At 60.7% G+C, this 18,563-nt stretch carries 14 protein-coding genes and 2 pseudogenes; 6 read left to right on the forward strand and 10 right to left on the reverse strand.

The window, feature by feature from the left end; translation table 11 throughout:
- Both QB898_RS11175 and QB898_RS11180 read right to left on the reverse strand, forming a co-directional pair.
- Positions 1–644 (reverse strand): hypothetical protein (locus tag QB898_RS11175; RefSeq protein WP_279525019.1); only part of this gene is annotated, 644 nt, incomplete at its 3' end.
- A gap of 413 nt (positions 645–1,057) precedes the next feature.
- Positions 1,058–2,047 (reverse strand): porin, encoded by a 990-nt coding sequence (locus QB898_RS11180; RefSeq protein WP_279525020.1) that lies wholly within the window; start codon positions 2,045–2,047, stop codon positions 1,058–1,060.
- Between the two features lie 226 nt (positions 2,048–2,273).
- Here QB898_RS11180 and QB898_RS11185 point away from each other — a divergent pair.
- Positions 2,274–2,571, forward strand: a pseudogene (locus QB898_RS11185) (helix-turn-helix domain-containing transcriptional regulator).
- Positions 2,572–2,641: 70 nt separating this feature from the next.
- Here QB898_RS11185 and QB898_RS11190 read toward each other — a convergent pair.
- From QB898_RS11190 to QB898_RS11200, 3 genes are all read right to left on the reverse strand, one after another.
- Positions 2,642–3,148 carry a peptidylprolyl isomerase gene (locus tag QB898_RS11190; protein ID WP_050716277.1) on the reverse strand — a complete coding sequence of 169 codons (507 nt, stop codon included), beginning with the start codon at positions 3,146–3,148 and terminating at the stop codon, positions 2,642–2,644.
- Between the two features lie 22 nt (positions 3,149–3,170).
- Entirely contained in the window at positions 3,171–3,872 is a 702-nt protein-coding gene (locus QB898_RS11195) for a peptidylprolyl isomerase (RefSeq protein ID WP_279525021.1), read from the reverse strand.
- 66 nt (positions 3,873–3,938) lie between these two features.
- Positions 3,939–4,508: a tetratricopeptide repeat protein gene (locus QB898_RS11200; protein WP_279525022.1), complete on the reverse strand. Its 570-nt coding sequence runs from the start codon at positions 4,506–4,508 to the stop codon at positions 3,939–3,941.
- 179 nt (positions 4,509–4,687) lie between these two features.
- On the opposite strand from QB898_RS11200, the gene cysS reads away from it, so the two are divergent.
- The 5 genes from cysS (at position 4,688) to QB898_RS11225 (ending at position 11,435) form a co-directional block, all read left to right on the forward strand.
- Positions 4,688–6,070, forward strand: a complete 1,383-nt coding sequence (gene cysS / locus QB898_RS11205; RefSeq protein WP_279525023.1) for a cysteine--tRNA ligase — start codon at positions 4,688–4,690, stop codon at positions 6,068–6,070.
- Between the two features lie 259 nt (positions 6,071–6,329).
- Positions 6,330–6,980: a DNA-3-methyladenine glycosylase family protein gene (locus QB898_RS11210; RefSeq protein WP_279525036.1), complete on the forward strand. Its 651-nt coding sequence runs from the start codon at positions 6,330–6,332 to the stop codon at positions 6,978–6,980.
- A gap of 442 nt (positions 6,981–7,422) precedes the next feature.
- The gene (locus QB898_RS11215) at positions 7,423–8,589 is read left to right on the forward strand and encodes a hypothetical protein (RefSeq protein ID WP_279525024.1); all 1,167 of its coding nucleotides are present in this window, start codon (positions 7,423–7,425) and stop codon (positions 8,587–8,589) included.
- A 92-nt stretch (positions 8,590–8,681) separates the two neighbouring features.
- Positions 8,682–10,181, forward strand: coding sequence for a hypothetical protein (locus QB898_RS11220; RefSeq protein WP_279525025.1), 1,500 nt, complete (start codon positions 8,682–8,684; stop codon positions 10,179–10,181).
- A 222-nt stretch (positions 10,182–10,403) separates the two neighbouring features.
- Positions 10,404–11,435 (forward strand): threonine aldolase family protein, encoded by a 1,032-nt coding sequence (locus QB898_RS11225; protein ID WP_102284659.1) that lies wholly within the window; start codon positions 10,404–10,406, stop codon positions 11,433–11,435.
- Positions 11,436–11,504: 69 nt separating this feature from the next.
- Here the strand turns inward: QB898_RS11225 and QB898_RS11230 are convergent, their stop codons facing one another.
- The 5 genes and pseudogenes from QB898_RS11230 to QB898_RS11250 form a co-directional block, all read right to left on the reverse strand.
- Positions 11,505–12,044, reverse strand: a complete 540-nt coding sequence (locus QB898_RS11230; RefSeq protein WP_279525026.1) for a HEAT repeat domain-containing protein — start codon at positions 12,042–12,044, stop codon at positions 11,505–11,507.
- Positions 12,045–12,288: 244 nt separating this feature from the next.
- Positions 12,289–15,852 carry a DNA polymerase III subunit alpha gene (gene dnaE, locus QB898_RS11235; RefSeq protein ID WP_279525027.1) on the reverse strand — a complete coding sequence of 1,188 codons (3,564 nt, stop codon included), beginning with the start codon at positions 15,850–15,852 and terminating at the stop codon, positions 12,289–12,291.
- 605 nt (positions 15,853–16,457) lie between these two features.
- Complete coding sequence (gene era, locus QB898_RS11240; protein ID WP_082203329.1) at positions 16,458–17,414, reverse strand: GTPase Era; 957 nt, start codon at positions 17,412–17,414, stop codon at positions 16,458–16,460.
- 94 nt (positions 17,415–17,508) lie between these two features.
- Positions 17,509–18,177 (reverse strand): annotated as a pseudogene (gene rnc, locus QB898_RS11245) (ribonuclease III); the annotation flags it as partial.
- Between the two features lie 12 nt (positions 18,178–18,189).
- On the reverse strand, positions 18,190–18,552 hold the full coding sequence (locus QB898_RS11250) for a DUF4845 domain-containing protein (RefSeq protein ID WP_050716629.1): 363 nt from the start codon (positions 18,550–18,552) through the stop codon (positions 18,190–18,192).
- Between the last annotated feature and the right edge of the window lie 11 nt (positions 18,553–18,563).

Genomic DNA, 18,563 nt, shown 5'->3' on the forward strand with positions numbered 1-18,563 from the left:
TTGGCGTTTTTGGCTTGCAGGCCCGCCGTGAGGGCTGCTATGGCGCTTTGGCGCGTGGCGTTGAGCAAGGCCATGTCTGCCGCGCTGGCCTGGCCTTTGCCTGCCAGCAGGGCCAGCGCCAGGGCTTGCGCCAGCAGCTGGCGCTGCGCCTGCTGCACGGCCAAAGGCTGGGCCATGCCTGCGGCAGCCATCAGCAAAGCGCCCATGCGGGCCGCTTGCTGCTGGTGCGCGGCCAGTGTGCGGGTGATGGCCGCCAGGGCGGCGGGCGTGAGGCGCTGGGCCTGAAGGGCGGCTTGCGTGGCCGTTTGGGGTGTGGGCGTTTGCCCGGCAGCAGCGCGCGCTTGCTGCTGGCGCACGCTGGCCGCTTGTGTGCTGGCAGCCTGCGTTTCGGCCCGCGTGGCGGCTTGGGTTGTTGCCGCTTGCGTGGCAGTCTGCTGGGCCTGAATGGCGGGTTGCGGCTCAGGGCGCGGCTGGGGCTGAGGAGGCTGGGGTTGAACCTGCGGGCGATACGGCGGCTCGCTATCGCGCTTGGGTTCAAAGCTGGGAATGAACGTGGGCAGCGCCGCGAAGGCGGGCAGGCCCATGTTCAGCAGGGAGGTGGACAGGCCACCTAAAGAGGTAGCGTAGGGCGTGCCGCCGGACACACCTGCACCAAAGCCGCCGTTGAAAGTGGGGCCGCCTCCGTCGCGGCCAGCGGGATTTGCGCCTGGAAAAGTATCCTGGGGGGCCGGGCCGTGATTGACGTCTGGAGATACTCCCGAAGAGTCTCCATTGTGATTTAGCGCACTGGAAGCGTCCGGCCCCTGACCGACTGGGGAAGGAGTGTTCGGGGGAGTTTCTGGACCTGGAAACGGAGAAGAAGAATCGGGGGGATTGGGGGGCGGCGGTGGGGAACCCCCAATCCCATTTTGGTTATTAGGACCTAATTGTGGTGCGGAAGGCTGTTGCGGTTCGGGCGGAAGCCGATTCAAAGAAGACCTATGATTACCTAAAGCAAGACTCGTACCCATGAAATTTCCAGCAGAAATTTACTTCCCCCGCAACAAATTTCTAACAATTAGAAATTATGCTGAATTCCTACACCATAATTATTCTTGCCATCAAACCTTAAATAATCCGCATAAACAAAAGTGCGCTTGGAGAAAGCATATTTCGCCTCCACCACGCCATCTGTATATTTCTTGAGCTTCTGAGTGACAATCGAATTATAGACCTCATTCTTGCGCTGACGCTGTAACTCAACAGCCAGCGTAATATTGTCAAAACCAACAGAGCCTCCAATACTGTAACCAGCCACTTTAAGGTTGTATCCCCCGGGGAGCGGGGTGGCGAGTTTCGGATTGCGAATATCATAGTAACCGGCCGATAGGGTAAATATTCCAAAATTATATTTAGCACCCAATGCATAGTTGGCCTTAGCATTCTGAATCTTGTTGTAGGCAATGCCTGCACTGATGGGGCCGTTGTCATAAATGACGTTCAAGTCATATTTATTGGACTTATCATTTCGATCGCCCTTCGACACAAAAGCTACCTCTGCGCTGAATCCACCAAACACAGGCGTCTTGTAGCTAAATTGGCTACTTGTCCGAAGGTCTCGACCAACTGAACCATAACGCATTAAAGACGGAGAATAAATTGCATCACCAACAATGCTCCATGTCAGCATCGCGTTATAACTGGGCGTCCCAGAACGCCCCATCTTGAATTGACCGAAGCCGCCTTCCAGCCACAGATTAGCAGCCCGGCTAAAAGTTTCCCCCCTCACAAATGATCCATTTGCAGAAGCCGTTGCGCCGTCTTCCATATTGACATATTGCTCCAACTTGAACCCGGCTTTCAGACCACCCCCCAAATCTTCAATACCACGAAAACCAATATAGCTAGTCGCGTTATTTACTGCATTGCCACTAATCATGCCCACCTTTTCCCCAGCTTCTTTCCCAATCCCCACGTCCGCCACACCATAAAGCGTGACCGAAGATTGGGCGAGTGCAGCGCCGGAAACAAGCGTCAAAGCGGCCAGGGCCAGTAGATTCTTTTTCATTTGAATTGCCTTTCAAGTCAAGAATGATGAAAAACCCTTTGCAGTGCGCGAAAAGAGTGTGCATTAAATCACAGCTGCAACCATCTGCCAATAGGTCATTCCCGCAAAAACACGAATGTTGCAATTTGCCCGCAGCCGCGCGCCCTTCTTGGCCGCCGCCCTGCTTCAGGCAAGCACCCGGCGTGCGAATATTGAAAAAACTGACAGCGAAACAGGAGAGGGCGTGATGAAAGATCGGGCGCATGACGATGCGATGGCAGAAATCTTCCGCAAAGACCCGGCCTATATTAGAGCTGCTGAACAGCATTCTTGAAGACGGCGATCAAGGCGAGCTGCTGATCGCACTTTGCCAAATGGCGAAGGCGTTTGGCGGCATGTCAAAGGCGCAGGGCAGCGGAGCGCGCATTGACCGCGCACTGTCCGCAAAGGGCCATCCAGAAATTCACAGCCTGTCGGCGATTCTCAAGACGATGGGCCTGCGCCTTGCGGTGCAGCCCATTCAGTATCCGGCAAGGCGCGCATAAAACGGATGGGCATAAAAAAGCCGGCTGCGAAGCCGGCTTTTTTGCGTGGGGCGGCGGGCAGGAGCCTGCTTCAGAGCGCCACGGCTTTTTCAATGACCACATCGGCGCGGGGCACGTTTTCGTGAAAGCCTTTGCTGCCGGTGGGCACGGCCTTGATGGCGTCCACCACGTTTTGGCCGGAGATGACTTTGCCAAAGACGGCGTAGCCCCAGCCTTGCGGCGTGGGGGCGGTGTGGTTGAGAAAGCCGTTGTCGGCCACGTTGATGAAGAACTGCGCGGTGGCCGAGTGCGGGTCGCCCGTGCGGGCCATGGCGATGGTGTAGGCGTTGTTTTTCAGGCCGTTGGCCGCTTCGTTCTGGATGGGGGCGGCGGTAGGCTTTTGTTTCATGCCAGGCTCGAAGCCGCCGCCCTGGATCATGAAGCCGTCAATCACGCGGTGGAAGATCGTGTTGTCGTAATGGCCTTTTTTCACGTATTCGAGAAAGTTGGCGACGGTTTGCGGCGCGCTGGCGGCGTCCAGCTCGAGGGTGATGACGCCGTGGTCTTTGATGTGCAGTTCGACTTTGGGGTTGCTCATGTGGTTTCTCCTTGGGGTTGCTTTACATCACGCGGGCTGATTCGATGACGATTTGCTTTTGCGGCACGTCCGTGGGGAAGGAGCCGCCTGCGCCGGTGGGGGCGTTGTGGATTTTTTCGACGGTGTCCATGCCTTCGATGACTTTGCCGAAGACGGTGTAGCCAAACAGGTTGAGGTTGTGCGTGAGCTGCTGGCGCGGGATGTTGGTGTAGGTTTTGCCGTGGATGGTGATTTCCTTGACGGGATCGCCTTCAGGGATGACGACGGGGTCCAGCCGCGTGTTGTCGGCGGTGTTGATGAAGAACTGCGCGGTGGCCGAGTGCGGGTCACCCGTGCGGGCCATGGCCACCATGCCGACGGTGTTGTGCAGGCCCTTGGCGACGGATTCGCGCCCTTCGTGCTTGACGGAGGGGCGGGTGGGTTTTTGCCGGTAGTCCTTGTCAAAGCCGCCGCCTTGCACCATGAAGCCTTTGATGACGCGGTGAAAGACGGTGCCGTCGTAGAACTTGTCGTTCACGTATTGCAGAAAGTTTTCAACGGTTTTGGGGGCTTTGTCGGGGTATAGCTCGATGACGAAGCTGCCTTCGCTGGTGACGAATTGCACGCGCGGGGCGGCATCGGCCGCGTGGGCGGGCAGCGCGATCGTGGCGGCCAGCGCGGCGGCGCCGGCCAGGCTGGCCAGGCAGCCGCCCAGGCGGCGGCGGGTCAGGCGCATGAAGCTCATGGGTCTCTCCTTGTGAAATGGAAAAAAGGGGCGGGGAAAAAAGCGAAAGAAAGCCGCGCCGCCGCTTCAGCGCAGCAGTTTGCCGATGGCGGCGGCCTTGTCCGTCAGGCGCTGGCGTGCTTCGCCTGCCGATTCGGGGCGGGCGGCGGCTTGCTCGTAGGCGCTGGCGGCCAAGCGCAGATAAACGTCGCCCAGGTTTTCGCGCGCGGTGGCGTAGCCGGGGTCCAGGCGCAGGGCGGTTTCCAGCGCTTCACGGGCTTTTTCCAGATGGCCGTTGGCGGCGTGGAGCACGGCCAGGTTGTTGTATGGCTCGGCCAGTTCGGGATAGTCGCGCGTGAGCTGCACCAGCGCGGCTTCGGCTTCGTCAGTGCGGCCACTTTGCGCCAGCAGGTTGCTCTGAATGAAGCGCATCTGCACATCTTGCGGTTCGCGCTCCAGGTATTCGCGCGCCTTGGCGAGGGCTTCATCGGCGCGGCCTTGCTGCGCCAGGCGGGTGATCTGGGCGGGCAGCGGCTCGGCCTGGGCCGCTTGCCGGGCATGGGCTGCGCCGCCTGCCAGCGCGGCCAGCGCCATCAGGGCAATGGCCGCGCAGCGCGGGCGATGGAAAAAGCGCGAGGGGAAAGAGAGTGAAGGCATCAGGCGCATGAAAAGACAAAAGGCTACGAGAGGCAGCCTTCTAAAATTCGCGGCATTTTATTCAGCGCCCTTGCAGCGCCTGCTCCCCCGGGCGGCCTCACGGGCGGCCCTCTGAGCGGCCTTCGCGGCCTGCGGCCCCCGCGCCCGCCACAAAAGCCCACTTCTCCCACGCCCTTGCCATGACCTTGCGCATTTACGACACGCTGACCCGCGCGTTGCAGGACTTTTCCCCCATCGAACCCGGCCACGTGCGCATGTATGTGTGCGGCATGACGGTTTATGACCTGTGCCACATAGGCCACGCGCGCTCGGTGGTGGCGTTTGACGTGGTGCGGCGCTGGCTTCAGGCCAGCGGCTACCGCGTGACTTTCGTGCGCAACATCACGGATATTGACGACAAGATCATCCGCCGCGCCACGGAAAGGGGCGAATCCATCGGCCAGCTCACCGCCCGCATGATTGGCGAGATGCACCGCGACTTTGCCGCGCTGGGCGCGCTGGCGCCCACGCACGAGCCGCGCGCCACGGATTACGTGCCGCAAATGCTCTCGCTCATTGGCCAGCTGCAAGACAAGGGGCTGGCCTATCCGGCAGGCGATGGCGATGTGAATTACGCCGTGCGCAAGTTTCCGGGCTACGGCAAGCTCTCGGGCAAGTCGCTGGACGAATTGCAGGCCGGCAGCCGCGTGGACGTGGACGCGGGCAAGCACGATCCGCTGGACTTCGTGCTGTGGAAGGCCGCCAAGCCCGCCGAACCCGAAGACGCCCAATGGCCCAGCCCCTACGGCCCGGGCCGCCCCGGCTGGCACATCGAGTGCTCGGCCATGAGCTGCGCGCTGCTGGGCGAGAGTTTTGACATTCACGGCGGCGGCGCCGACCTGCAATTTCCCCACCACGAAAACGAAATCGCCCAAAGCGAAGGCGCGCACGGCAAGCCCATGGCGCGGCTGTGGATGCACAACGGCTTTGTCAATGTGGACAACGAGAAGATGTCCAAGTCGCTGGGCAACTTTTTCACCATCCGCGACGTGCTGGAGCAGTTCGACGCCGAGACCCTGCGCTTTTTCATCGTCCGCACCCACTACCGCAGCCCGCTCAATTACAGCGACGCGCACCTGCAAGACGCGCGCGGCGCCTTGAAGCGCCTTTACACCACCTTGCAGGCCGTGCCGCCCGCTTCCGTGGCGCCGCAAGCCATTGACTGGGCGCACCCGCAAGCGGCGCGCTTCAAGGCCGCGATGGATGAGGACTTCGGCACGCCCGAGGCCGTGGCCGCCCTGTTTGACCTGGCCAGCGAAGCCAACCGCAGCCGCAGCGCGCAAGACGCGGGCCTGCTCAAGGCCCTGGGCGGCCTGCTGGGCCTGCTGCAAGGCGATCCGCAAGCCTTTTTGCAAGCGGGCAGCGCGCTGGATGAAGCGGCCATTCAGGCGCGCATCGAGGCCCGCGCCGCCGCCAAAAAGGCCAAGAACTTTGCCGAGGCCGACCGCATCCGCGCCGAACTGCTGGCCGCCGGCATCGCGCTCAAGGACGGCCCGCAAGGCACCACCTGGGAAGCGGCCTGAGAGGCTGTTCCGAAAACCGGCGCGAAGCTTGGCCCCAGCTGGCTGGCAAGTCTCTTCAATCATCAAAAGAAGGAGCAAATTCAGGCCCCATAAAACCCCCTTTCGCGCAGATTTCCGTAGGAGGCCATGCTATCGAATACGGAGCGAAATGGCAGCGTCTTTCCGCCCTTTGCCCGCCTTTTGTCCGCCCTGCCCTGCCCGCCACGCCAGCGCCGCGCGCCTGGCCGCCATCTCCCTTTTCCGCCTCTTGTTTTCGCCCATGCCAGACGCCGCCCCTGACAGCACCGCCATCGCCACCCCGCCCTGGTGGCGCGAAGCCTGCGCGCACCTGAGCAAAAAAGACCGCGTCATGCGCCGCCTCATTCCGCAGTACGGCGACGCCTGCCTGGAATCGCGCGGCAACGCCTTCGTCACGCTGGCGCGCTCCATCGTCGGCCAGCAAATCTCGGTGAAAGCCGCGCAGTCGGTGTGGGACCGCTTCGCCGCGCTGCTGGCCGCCTTCACCCCGCAAGGCGTGCTGCAACTGGGCGCGCACGAGATGCGCGCCGCCGGCCTGTCGGCCCGCAAGGTGGAATACCTGCGCGATCTGGCCCGCCACTTTGACGATGGCCGCATCGCCCCCGCCCAGTGGCGCGCCATGACCGACGAAGCCATCATCAGCGAGCTGGTCGCCATTCGCGGCATTGGCCGCTGGACGGCGGAGATGTTTCTCATCTTCCACATGATGCGCCCCGACGTGCTGCCGCTGGACGACGTGGGCTTGATCAAGGGCGTCAGCCGCAATTACTTCGGCGGCGAACCCGTCAGCCGCCTGGACATCCGCGAACTCGCCCAGGCCTGGCAGCCCTGGCGCAGCGCGGCCACCTGGTACATCTGGCGCTCGCTGGACCCGCTGCCCGTGGTGTATTGACCTTGCCGCCAGCCCAGGGCGGCAGGCGCCCTGCCCTCCCGCCAGCTCTTGCCTTGCCTCTTGCCGCTCCTGAAGCCGCGCCCTGCCGCTCGTTTCACAAGGCCAGCCCGTTGGCCCCTGCACGGCCGGCCGGTCGGCAGCGATACAGTGAGCGTAAGATAAATAAAAACGCCCAGGAAGCCTTGCGCCCGTGATGAGCGTAGAGAAATGAGCGCAGAGAAGGCGCTGCGCCCGGCGCCGAATTTACCGCAGTTTAACGCGGACGAAGATGACAAGGATTTTTGACGCTTTCATTGCAAAATGCGGCAAAAATGGGTTGGCGGATTAAATTCGAATGCAATGCTTAAGGATGTCAGAATTTGACCGCGACTTAATTGAATTTGCCCGCAAACGTTAAAATTGCCTATCAGGATCGAGCCGAAATTCATTTGAAAGGAAATTTATGGCAGGTTTCGTAAGCAAGGCTAAATCCAAAGTTTTTGCCGCATGCGTTTGCATCGTTTTTGCCGCATGCGTTTATATCGGGTTTGGCGGGCCAAGCTCAAGTGCGAGCGAGCTGGAGGGCAGATGGGAGCTGGTTTCGCTAAAAGCGCAGGGGCAGAACTTTCAAGTCGCGGGACAAAAGTGCTTTGGCGATTCGTTTTTTGAAATTTCGGGCGATGAAGCGACGGTCGGAATCGTGGGATCAAATCCCGACGGCTCGTGCAACCGCAGCGCAGGTAAAAGCGGCCACAAAAGCCTGGGCGGCGGAAAATACGCGCTGAGCACCAAAGGGCTGGGCGAGTTTTGGCTAAAGGGAGGCACGCTCGAATACAAGCAGGTCGTCGCCGGGCAAGAGGTCGTATTCGTCTTTAAAAAAAGCGCGGTACAGGCAGGGTCTAGCGCAAATTCGGTGCAAACAAAATCAAGCTCAAGCAATCCCGTAAAAGACCCTGGCGTAAGGCATAGCGACGCAGGAGCGGACAAAAAAGGCTCGGGAGTATTCGGCGGAACGAAATTCAATATGCTGCAAAACACGAGCGAGGATTATTCCTTTTATCTGCGCGACGACGGCACCTACGCGAGCCGTTTAGAAAAACCCGACTGGCGCACGCGCATCGACGGCACGTATAAGGTCAAGGACGGCATACTAACGATAACCAGCAACGACGACTATGACACGAGCTACTATTGCGAAAATGACGACTGCACCTTTTTGTGGAACTCGATCGGCACGGGATATCATATGTTTCAAGCCAAAATCGCCAGCGAAATGCCAAAAGACTGTTTCTCGTTTCGAAAGGCCAGCTCATCGTCCCTGCACGACTGGTCGGGCGGCAGCGATACCGTAAGCGTAGGCGTGAGCGGGTACTACTGCTTCGACGGCAAAGGGCGCTTTAGCTCGGGCGGATCGTCATACGCTACGGCAAGCTCGGGCACGGCGGGCGGCGGCATAGGCGGAGGCAGCTCAAAATCGCGCAGCGAGGAGGGCTCATACACGCTCGATCAAGGCGAACTCACGCTCAAATACGACGACGGTACGACCCTGCGCCACAGCTTTTTCTACACTCGGCCGCTCGGCAAAGATAAGAAGGCCATGGCGATCATCGACGGCGAAGTTTATCGCTAGGCTCGCGGTCATGAAAGCTTTTATGACTTTGCAGACCAAATCAGAAACCGCATGGTGCAGCGGTTTCGCAAAATACTCTCGAAAGGAAATCCATGGTTAAATCCAAGATCTTTGCCGCATGCGTTTTTGCCGGAATTTGCGGGCCAAATTTATACGCAAGCGAACTACAGAGTCGATGGAACATAATCTCAGCCGAATTAAACGGGCAGAGCATGCAAACGGCGGGGCAAAAATGCCTGGAGGATTCGTTTTTTGAAATCAACGGCGACGTCGCAAAATTCACGCTCAGCGATTCAAGCGGCGGCTCGTGCAAAAGCGGCAAACAAAGTTATGAATATAAAAGCCTTGGCGGCGGCAGATACGCTCTCATCGCAAACGGCGCGGATGCGGGTGAGTTTTGGATAAATGGCGATGAACTCAAGCTAAAGCAGCCCTTGGACGGAGGAAAATTTATAGTTTTCGGCTTCAAAAAAGATGCGGCCAATTCCACGGGCGTTGCGACAAATCAGGCTCAATTCAATATGAATGGCGCCAAGCCGCAAAGCGGGGGTGAGCTTGAAGGCAGATGGGACGTCGTCTCCGTTACGACGCAGGGGCAGACGTTCAAAACGGCGGGCCAAAAGTGCTTTGAAGATTCGTTTTTTCAGATTGCGGGCGGCAAAGCGACTGTTAGCATCGTGGCGGCAAATTCCGACGGCTCGTGCAAGACGGGCGCGGGTAGCAGCGGCTATCAGAGCCTTGGCAGCGGCAGATACGCGCTCGATAAAGATGCGGGCGAATTTAGATTAAAGGGCGACACGCTCGAATACAGGCAGGCGGACAATGACATCGTATTCACCTTCAAAAAACGGGCAGGCGGGGCAAGTTCAAGCGGCTCAGCGCAAGCCAGATCAAGCTCAAGCGCAAATCAAGCAGCAAATACAAAAGACCCTGGCGTAAAACACAGCGACGCAAAAGCCACCAAAAAAGGCACGGGCGTGTTTGCGGGCAAGTGGTTCTTCATAAACACCAATACTGACATATCCTTTTATCTGCGCGACGACGGCACTTACGCGAGCCGTTTAGAAAAGCCCGACTGGCGCACGCGCATCGACGGCACGTATAAAAAAGACGGCAAAAAAATCGTACGAACCGCCAACGACGGCGAGCAAAGCACATATAGCTGCGAGAATGCGGATTGCACGTTTTTGTTGAGCGACGGCGGATACCATCTCTTTAACGCTCAAATCTTGAATGAGGTGCCAAAGGGCAGCTACTCATTCACCTCCGTTGGCTCCATGTCCGTTTACAACGCCTCGGGCGGCACAGATATCGTTGGCGGAGGCGTGAGCGGGCACTATGACTTCGACGGCAAAGGCCGCTTCAGGGACGACAGTTTGTCCTACTCCTCCGCCGCCATGAGCAATGTGGGCGGCGGCGGAACAAGATCTAGCAGTAGCACGGGCTCATATACGCTAGATAGCGGTGAACTCACGCTCAGATACGACGACGGACGGACGCAGCGACATAGCTTTTTTTACATTCCGCCCACTAGCGAAGGAAAAGCGGGCGGAGTGGTCGTCGACGGCGTGATATATTTTTTGGATGAATAAATTTAGCGCGCAGCCTGGCTCGGTTTTGAATTTATAAACCCCGATTCCAAATACAAGCCGCCAGCCCGCCAAAGCGATCGCTCTAAAATTGGCAATTTAAATTTTGCCTGCGCTTTTACAAGCCAGCCAAATTTATCGATCTGACGGCAAATTTTTATCGCCATGTGATATTTGGCAAGAAGGGCGATGATGGATAATCCGCCCTTTTTTGCAAGGAAACCCGTGGCGTTTTTTGGGAATGACTACCTGGCCGGATGCCATCCGGCCATCATGGAACGGCTGGCGGCCACCAATCTGGAGCAAACCGCAGGCTACGGGCTGGACCCGTATAGCGAAAGCGCGCGCGAAAAAATCCGCGCCGCCGTGCACGACGAGCGGGCCGATGTGCACTTTCTGGTGGGCGGCACACAAACCAACGCCGCCGTCATCGCCAGCATCCTGCGGCCCTGGCAGGGCGTGATCGCCGCCGAAACCGGGCATGTGGCCACGCACGAAACCGGCGCCATTGAAGCGGGCGGCCACAAGGTGCTGACCCTGCGCAGCACCGACGGCAAGCTCACCGCGCGGCAAGTGCATGAATACGCGCGCTACTACCAAGCAAACCCGGCGCAAGAGCACCTGGTGCAGCCGGGCATGGTCTACATCTCGCACCCCAGCGAGCTGGGCACGGCGTATGCCAAGGCCGAATTGCAGGCCATCTCCCAGGCCTGCCGCGAGCACGGGCTGGCGCTGTTCGTGGATGGCGCGCGGCTGGGCTACGCGCTGCACGCGCAGGTCAGCGACATCACGCTGCCTGACCTGGCCGGGCTGTGTGACGTGTTCTACATTGGCGGCACCAAATGCGGGGCGCTGTTTGGCGAAGCCGTGGTGATTTGCAACGACGCCTTCAAGCCGCACTTTCGCGCCCTGATGAAACAGCGCGGCGCCCTGCTCGCCAAAGGGCGGCTGCTGGGCCTTCAGTTCGACACGCTGTTCACCGGCGGCCTTTACACGCGCATTTGCCACGGCGCCCTGGCGCACGCGCGGCGCATCCGCCAGGCATTCGAGGCCAAGGGCGTGGCCTTTCACGGCGAATCGAACACGAACCAGCAATTTCCCATTCTTGAGCGCCGGCAGGCGGACTATTTCGTGCGCGAATTCGGCTTTGCCGACTGGGAGGAGCTGGACGGCCGCCACGTGGTGCGCTACTGCACCAGCTGGGCCACCACGGCGCAGCAGGTGGATGAGCTGCTGCGGGCCATTGAGCGGCTTTGAGCACAAGCCGTAAATGCTTTTTCAAAGACGATTTCCAGCCAAAAACGCCTGAATATCTTGCAGACCTGATTAATCAACAGAACTGTCATCTTCCGACCAATATCTGACGGATTTCGATCTATCACGCCGCAGGCGTTTCAACGCCTTTTGCACAAGAGGATGGTTTTTTAATGCGCTATTATTCAGCGCAAAGGCCGTTGATGCCCTGACTTCATCGAATGGATCCGTTGAAGCCTTGACGAGAGCTTTAATGGATTCGGGCGCGTCAATGTGCCCTAGAGCGGCTGCCGCTTCATTCCTGACATAAGGCGATGGGTCATTTTCGAGCGCATCTATCAGCAATGGCAGTCCCTGCTGCACAAAAGGCGGATTTCCGCCTTTCATTTGACCAAGCAGGAACATGCTCATGCCTCGCAGCACGGGTTTCGCAGACTGACGCAAGCGCTTGGCCAGGTTGAAGCCCCATGCGCCGCCATGCAGCTGAATCTTCATGGCGGCTTGACGCCTCACGCGCCAATCAGGGTCAGCCAGGAACGGCTCCAGCGTTTGCACTTCATAGAGCTGCATGGCCTGAAACAGCAGCATCTCCAGGCTTGATTCTTCTTTCATGTATCAAAGCTGATTCCGCAACCTATCACCCAGGCAACCTTTTCCTATTGGAGATAATGATTTTCATATTATCCACAACATAAATTAAAGCGAGAATGTTCTGCACAATTATGAACATGTCGAGACAATATTTTTGAATATATTTGAACTGGCTTGGTGATTTCGTGACCTCGTCATTTGTGCATGGCGTGGCGCCTGGCGATCTGATGAATTGAAATAGCCGGTTTTTTCATTGACAGACAGCCTATTCGTACACCACAGCCGCCTGCCCTTCGCCCGCTTCGGCGCGCCAGGCTGCAAGGGCTTCGTCGGTGGGCCAGGTGCGGGCCGTTTCGGGCAGCTCGAACTGGGCGATGGCGCCGATGGGGCGGCCTTCGGCATCCTGGCCGCGCCGCTCCACGGCTAGGCGCACGCTCAGGCCGCGCTCCAGCAGGCCGTGTTCGGTTTCTTCGGTCTGCGGCGGGTATTCATGGAGCAGGCGGCGCACATTGGGCGGGGTGGGGCCGACGGCCACGCGCAGGTATTTGCCGAAACGGCAGCGGGCGGCCGGCAGAGGCCAGATTTGCGTGAGCGTGACCTGGTTGCCGCCGGAAAAGCGGTCGGGCTGCACGCGGCCCAGGGCGATGACGAGTTCGTCGTCTTTCAGGCTGGCGGCGTGTTGGCTGAGCAGGGCTTCTTCGGCGCGGGCTTCGATGGCGGCGCTTTGGTCTTCCAGCCTGAAAAGGGCAAGCTTGCCGCGCTGGCCGTTGATGACGCGCAGGCCGCTGACGATGCCGGCGATGAGCTGCGGCTCGCGGCTTTCTTGCAGGCTGGCCAGGTCGCGGCGCACGAACTGGCGCACTTCCGGCCCGGCGGCGTCGAACAGGTGGCCCGAGAGGTAAAAGCCGATGGCGGTTTTTTCTTCCAGCAGGCGCTCTTTCACGCCCCAGGGCGTGACGGCGGGCAGGGGCGGCTCTTCGCTGCTGGCGCCGGGGCCGTCGCCCAGGGCGTCGAACAGGCCGCCCTGGTGGGCGTTGGCTTCGCAGGCGGCGGCGTAGTCCCAGGCCACGTCGAGCGCGGCAATGAGCGCGGCGCGGTTTTGCTGGAGGGTGTCGAACGCGCCGGCGCGGATGAGGGCTTCGACGGTGCGTTTGTTCACGCGCGTGCGGTCGATGCGGCGGCAAAAGTCGAAGAAGCTGGCAAACGGCCCGCTTTCGCCGCCCGCAAAGCCTTCGCCCCGGCCTTCTCGGGCGGCGACGATGGCTTCGATGGCCTGTTGGCCGGTGCCCTTGATGGCGCCCAGGCCGTAGCGGATGAGCTTGTCGCTGACCGGCTCGAAGCGGTAGCCGCCCCGGTTGATGTCGGGCGGCTCAAAGGCCAGGCCCTCGCGCAGCGCGTCTTCATGCAGCGCCCGCAGCTTGTCGGTGTTGTCCATTTCCACCGTCATGTTGGCGCAGAAGAATTCGGCGCTGTAGTGCACTTTCAGCCAGGCGGTGTGATAGGCCAGCAGCGAGTAGGCGGCGGCGTGGCTTTTGTTGAAGCCGTAGCCGGCGAACTTTTCCATGAGGTCAAAGACTTCGTCGGCCTTGTCTTCGCTGATGCCTTTTTGGGCCGCGCCTTCGCGGAAGATGAGGCGGTGGCGGGCCATTTCTTCCGCTTTTTTCTTGCCCATGGCGCGGCGCAGCAAGTCGGCGCCGCCCAGGCTGTAGCCGCCCAGAATCTGGGCGCTTTGCATCACCTGCTCCTGATAGACCATGACGCCGTAGGTTTCGCTGAGCACGCCTTCGAGCAGCGGGTGGGGGTAGATGACCGGCTCTTTGCCGTGCTTGCGGCTGATGAAGCTGGGAATCAGGTCCATCGGCCCCGGGCGGTAGAGGGCGTTCAGGGCAATCAGGTCTTCCAGCCGCGAGGGCTGGGCGTCGCGCAGCATGCCCTGCATGCCCCGGCTTTCAAACTGGAACACGGCTTCGGTGCGACCTTGCTGGAAAAGCTGGTAGGTGGCTTTGTCGTCCAGCGGTATGTTTTCGTAGGCGAAGGCTTGCTGGCCGGGGTGGCGCTGCACGATGAGTTCGCGCGCGATTTCCAAAATGGTGAGCGTGGCCAGGCCCAGAAAGTCGAACTTGACCAGGCCGACGGCTTCCACGTCGTCTTTGTCGTACTGGCTCACGGCCGAGTCGCTGCCGGGCTGCTGGTAGAGCGGGCAAAAGTCGGTGAGCTTGCCGGGGGCGATGAGCACGCCGCCCGCGTGCATGCCGATGTTGCGCGTCAGGCCCTCGAGCTTTTGCGCCATTTCCACCAGGGTTTTCACCTCTTCGTCTTGCTCGATGCGCTCGCGCAGCAGCGGCTCGGCGGCTATGGCGTATTTCTCGCGCTCGGCCTCGCTCAGGCCGGCGGGCGGATATTGCAAGCTGACGGGCTTGCCCGGCTTGTTGGGGATGAGTTTGCTGATGCTGTCGCAAAAGCTGTAGCTCATGTCCAGCACGCGCCCCACGTCACGGATGGCGGCGCGCGCGGCCATGGTGCCGAAGGTGGCGATCTGGCTGACGGCTTCGCGCCCGTATTTGCCTTTCACGTAGTCAATCACGCGGTCGCGGTTGGCCTGGCAAAAGTCCACGTCAAAGTCGGGCATGGACACGCGCTCGGGGTTCAGAAAGCGCTCGAACAGCAGCTTGTATTGCAGCGGGTCCAGATCGGTGATCTTCAGCGCGTAGGCCACCAGCGAGCCAGCGCCGGAGCCGCGCCCCGGCCCCACGGGGCAGCCGTTGTGCTTGGCCCAGTTGATGAAGTCGCCCACGATGAGGAAGTAGCCCGGAAAGCCCATTTTCAAAATGGTGTCCAGCTCGAACTCCAGCCGCTCCAGATATTCGGGGCGGCGCTTTTCGCGCTCGGCCTCGTCGGGAAAGCGCAGGCGCAGGCGCTCTTGCAGCCCGTCCAGCGAAGCCTGGCGGAAGTAGCTCTCGATGGTGTGGCCCGCAGGCACCGGAAAGTCCGGCAGGCGCGCCTGGCCCAGCGTCAGCTCCAGGCCGCAGCGGCGGGCGATTTCAGCCGTGTTGGCCAGCGCCGAAGGCACATCGGCAAACAGCGCCTGCATTTCCTCGCTGGTTTTGAAGTGCTGCTGCGGCGTGAAGCGCCGCGCGCGGCTTTGGTCGCCCAGCATCTGCCCTTCGGCAATGCACACGCGCGCTTCGTGCGCCTCGAAGTCGCCCGCCGCCGCAAACTGAATGGGGTGCGTGGCCACCACCGGCAGCCGCAGCCGGGTGGCCAGGCGCACGGCGGCGCGCACGTGCGCCTCGTCATCGGCGCGGCCCGCGCGTTGCAGCTCCAGATAAAAGCGGTGCGCAAACACGCCCGCCAATTGCAGGGCCAGCTTGCCCGCGCGCGCCGCATCGCCTTGCACCAGCGCCTGCCCCACCGGCCCGGCCTGCGCGCCTGACAGCAAGATGAGGCCGCCCGACAGCTCTTGCAGCCACGGCCAGCGCGCCACCGCCTGCCCGCTGGCCGCGCCTTGCGTCCACGCGCGCGCCAGCAATTCCGACAAATTCAAATAGCCATCATGGTTTTGCGCCAGCAGCAGCACGCGCGACAGCGCGCTTTTGTCCTCGCCCAGCCCTTCCAGCGTGACTTCCGCGCCCAGGATGGGCTGCACGCCCTTGCCCCGCGCGGCCTTGTAGAGCTTGACGGCGCCGAACATGTTGTTCAGGTCCGTCACCGCCAGCGCGGGCTGGGCGCTTCGGGCCGCCAGCTTCACGGCTTCGTCAATGCGCAAGGTGCCATCCACCACGGAAAACTCGGAATGCAGACGAAGGTGGACAAAAGGCTGGGCAGACATGGGTAGAGAGGAAAAAAACAGGAAACAAGCGGCCCCGCGCCACGGCGGAGCGCGGCCGGCAGCCGCACGGAAACCGGAAAAGCGGGGATTGTCGCCCTTGCCATTCGCCGCCTGCGGGCAAGGGCGGGTGCCAAGCGCCCGCGCCTGGCTGGGCTTGCGGCCTGCTGTTGAGCGCCCGCACGTTCAGCGCATGCTCCGCATCGGTCCGGCAGGCCGCGCGCCAAATTGAAGCGGCGGGGTCAGGCGCGGCGGGCGGCGCTCCGCAGGCCCTGACCGGGAAACATCAAAAACAGGAGCTGATTTCAGGGGTAATGAATGCCGTTCTGCGCTTTCTACACTAGGACATCATGCTATGGTTAGAGGAGCGAAATAAGGCGCCAGAAAAGCAAGCGGAGGCGCTCAAAAAATCCGCATGGGCAGGGCCAAGTCTTGCCGCCTGAAGCGGCGGCCTGCGGCAGGGACGCGCATGCGGATGAAGCCGCCCTTTTTCTGCGAGCGCTTTGCGCCGCGCTTTGGACGCCCACACGTCTGCAACAGGCAGATTGCGATCAGGTTGTCAGGCTGCCTGGGCCTTGCCTTGCGGCGTTTGTGGCGCTGGCGGCGCTTTATTCGTAGCCAAAGCTGCGCACGCGCGCCTCGTCATCAGCCCAGCCGGAGCGGACTTTGATCCAGAGTTCGATGAACACCTTGCAGCCCAGCAGCTTTTCCAGCTCCAGCCGCGCTTCGGTGCCTATGCGCTTGAGGCGCTGGCCGCTCTCGCCAATGATCATGGCCTTGTGGCTGTCGCGCTCCACCACGATCGTGGCGGCAATGCGCACCAGCCGCCCGTATTGGCGGCTTTTTTCTTCGTCGAACTTTTCCACGACGACGGTGGAGGTGTAGGGCAGCTCGTCTCCCGTCAGGCGGAACAGCTTCTCGCGCACGATTTCACCCGCCAGGAATTTTTCGCTGCGGTCGGTCAGATCGTCCGCATCGTGCCACCAGGGCTGCTCTGGCAGGTAGGGCGCGCAGATGTCCAGCAGGCGGGCGACCTCCTGCGGGTTCTTGGCCGACATGGGCACGTATTCGGCGAAGGCATGGCGCTCCTGCATGTCGCGCAGCCAGTGCGCCACTTCGGCGCGGCGGTGCACGGCGTCAAGCTTGTTGGCCACCAGAATGACAGGCGCGCCCTTGGGCATGAGGGCGAGCACTTTGGCATCGGCCAGGCTGAATTTGCCTGCTTCCACCACGAACAGCACCAAGTCCACGCCGTCGAGAGCGCCCATTACGGTTTTATTGAGCGATTTGTTCAGCGCGGCCGTGTGGCGCGTTTGAAAGCCTGGCGTGTCCACGAACACGAATTGCGTGCCGCCGCCTTGCCCATCGGGCAGGGTGCGAATGCCTGTGATGCGGTGGCGCGTGGTCTGCGCCTTGCGGCTGGTGATGCTGATTTTTTGCCCCACCAGCGCATTGAGCAAAGTGGATTTGCCGACATTGGGGCGGCCGACGATGGCGATCAAGCCGCAACGCTGCCGGGAAGGCCCGGAAGAAGCAGGCGCAGATTCGGAAGCGCTTTCAGTCATGGGTGTTTTCAGGCCCGCCAAGGGGCCGTTTGGAGCTGGAGAGAAAGCCGCGGGCAGACGGCTTGCCTGGTTTCGGCGATTTCGGCGGCGGCGGGGCCTGAAGTTTCTCAAGCATGGCGGCGGCGGCGGCCTGCTCCGCCATGCGGCGCGATCCGCCCCGGCCATGCGCTGTCAGCGCCAGCGCCTGCACATGGCAGCTCACTTCAAACGTTTGCTGATGCGCTGCGCCCGCAATGCGGGTAACGGCGTAGTCTGGCACTGGCAAATGCCTGGCCTGGAGCCATTCCTGCAAGGCCGTTTTGGCATCTTTGGCGGCCGCCTGCATCTGCGGCGTGATTTCCAACCCCGAAAACAGGCTGCGCACCAAGGCATTGGCCGTGGCGTAGCCGCCATCCAGATAAACCGCGCCGATCACGGCTTCCAGAGCGTCCGCCAGAATGGAAGGGCGCTGCTGGCCGCCCGCGCGGCGCTCGCCGCTGCCCAGACGCAGCATGTCAGGCAGACCCAATTTCACGGCCAGGCGGTGCAACGTGTCTTGCTTGACCAGATTGGCCCGCACACGCGACAAATCCCCTTCAGGCTGTCGCGCCAGCGCCTCGTACAGCCAATGCGCAACGACCAAATCCAGCACGGCATCGCCCAGGTATTCCAGGCGCTCGTTGTGATCCGCGCCAAAACTGCGATGCGTCAGGGCGCGTTGCAGCAAGGCGGGTTGCGTGAAATGGTGGCCCAGGCGGGTTTGCAGGGCCTCGAAAGAGTTCATGGACTGGTGAAATCAATAGCCGGAGCTGCTTGTCGAACTTTCGTATTTGATAAGAAGATAAGCGGGACCAGCCAGATGAATTTCCTTGTCATAAGCAAAGCTGACAATGGTTTTCCCGTTGCTCTGTGTGATTTGAAGGTCTTTCCCTGAAATCGTTTCAATGTAGTTCACTTCCGCAGATTTATTGAAAGCCGCGCGAATCTCGGCTGGATTGCCGCCATTGGTGGCAGCGTGTTTTACCGCTTTCTTGATGCTCATGAATTCAGTAACCGAAGGCACGACTTGCGAGCCGACAATGAATAGCAAGCCCAGCAAAACGGCCAGAATAATCAGGCTGATCAGAGTAAGCCCGCGTTGTTTACGAAGTGAAGACATGATGATTCCCA

The organism is Ottowia cancrivicina, from assembly GCF_029813755.1.
GTDB lineage: Bacteria > Pseudomonadota > Gammaproteobacteria > Burkholderiales > Burkholderiaceae_C > Ottowia > Ottowia massiliensis.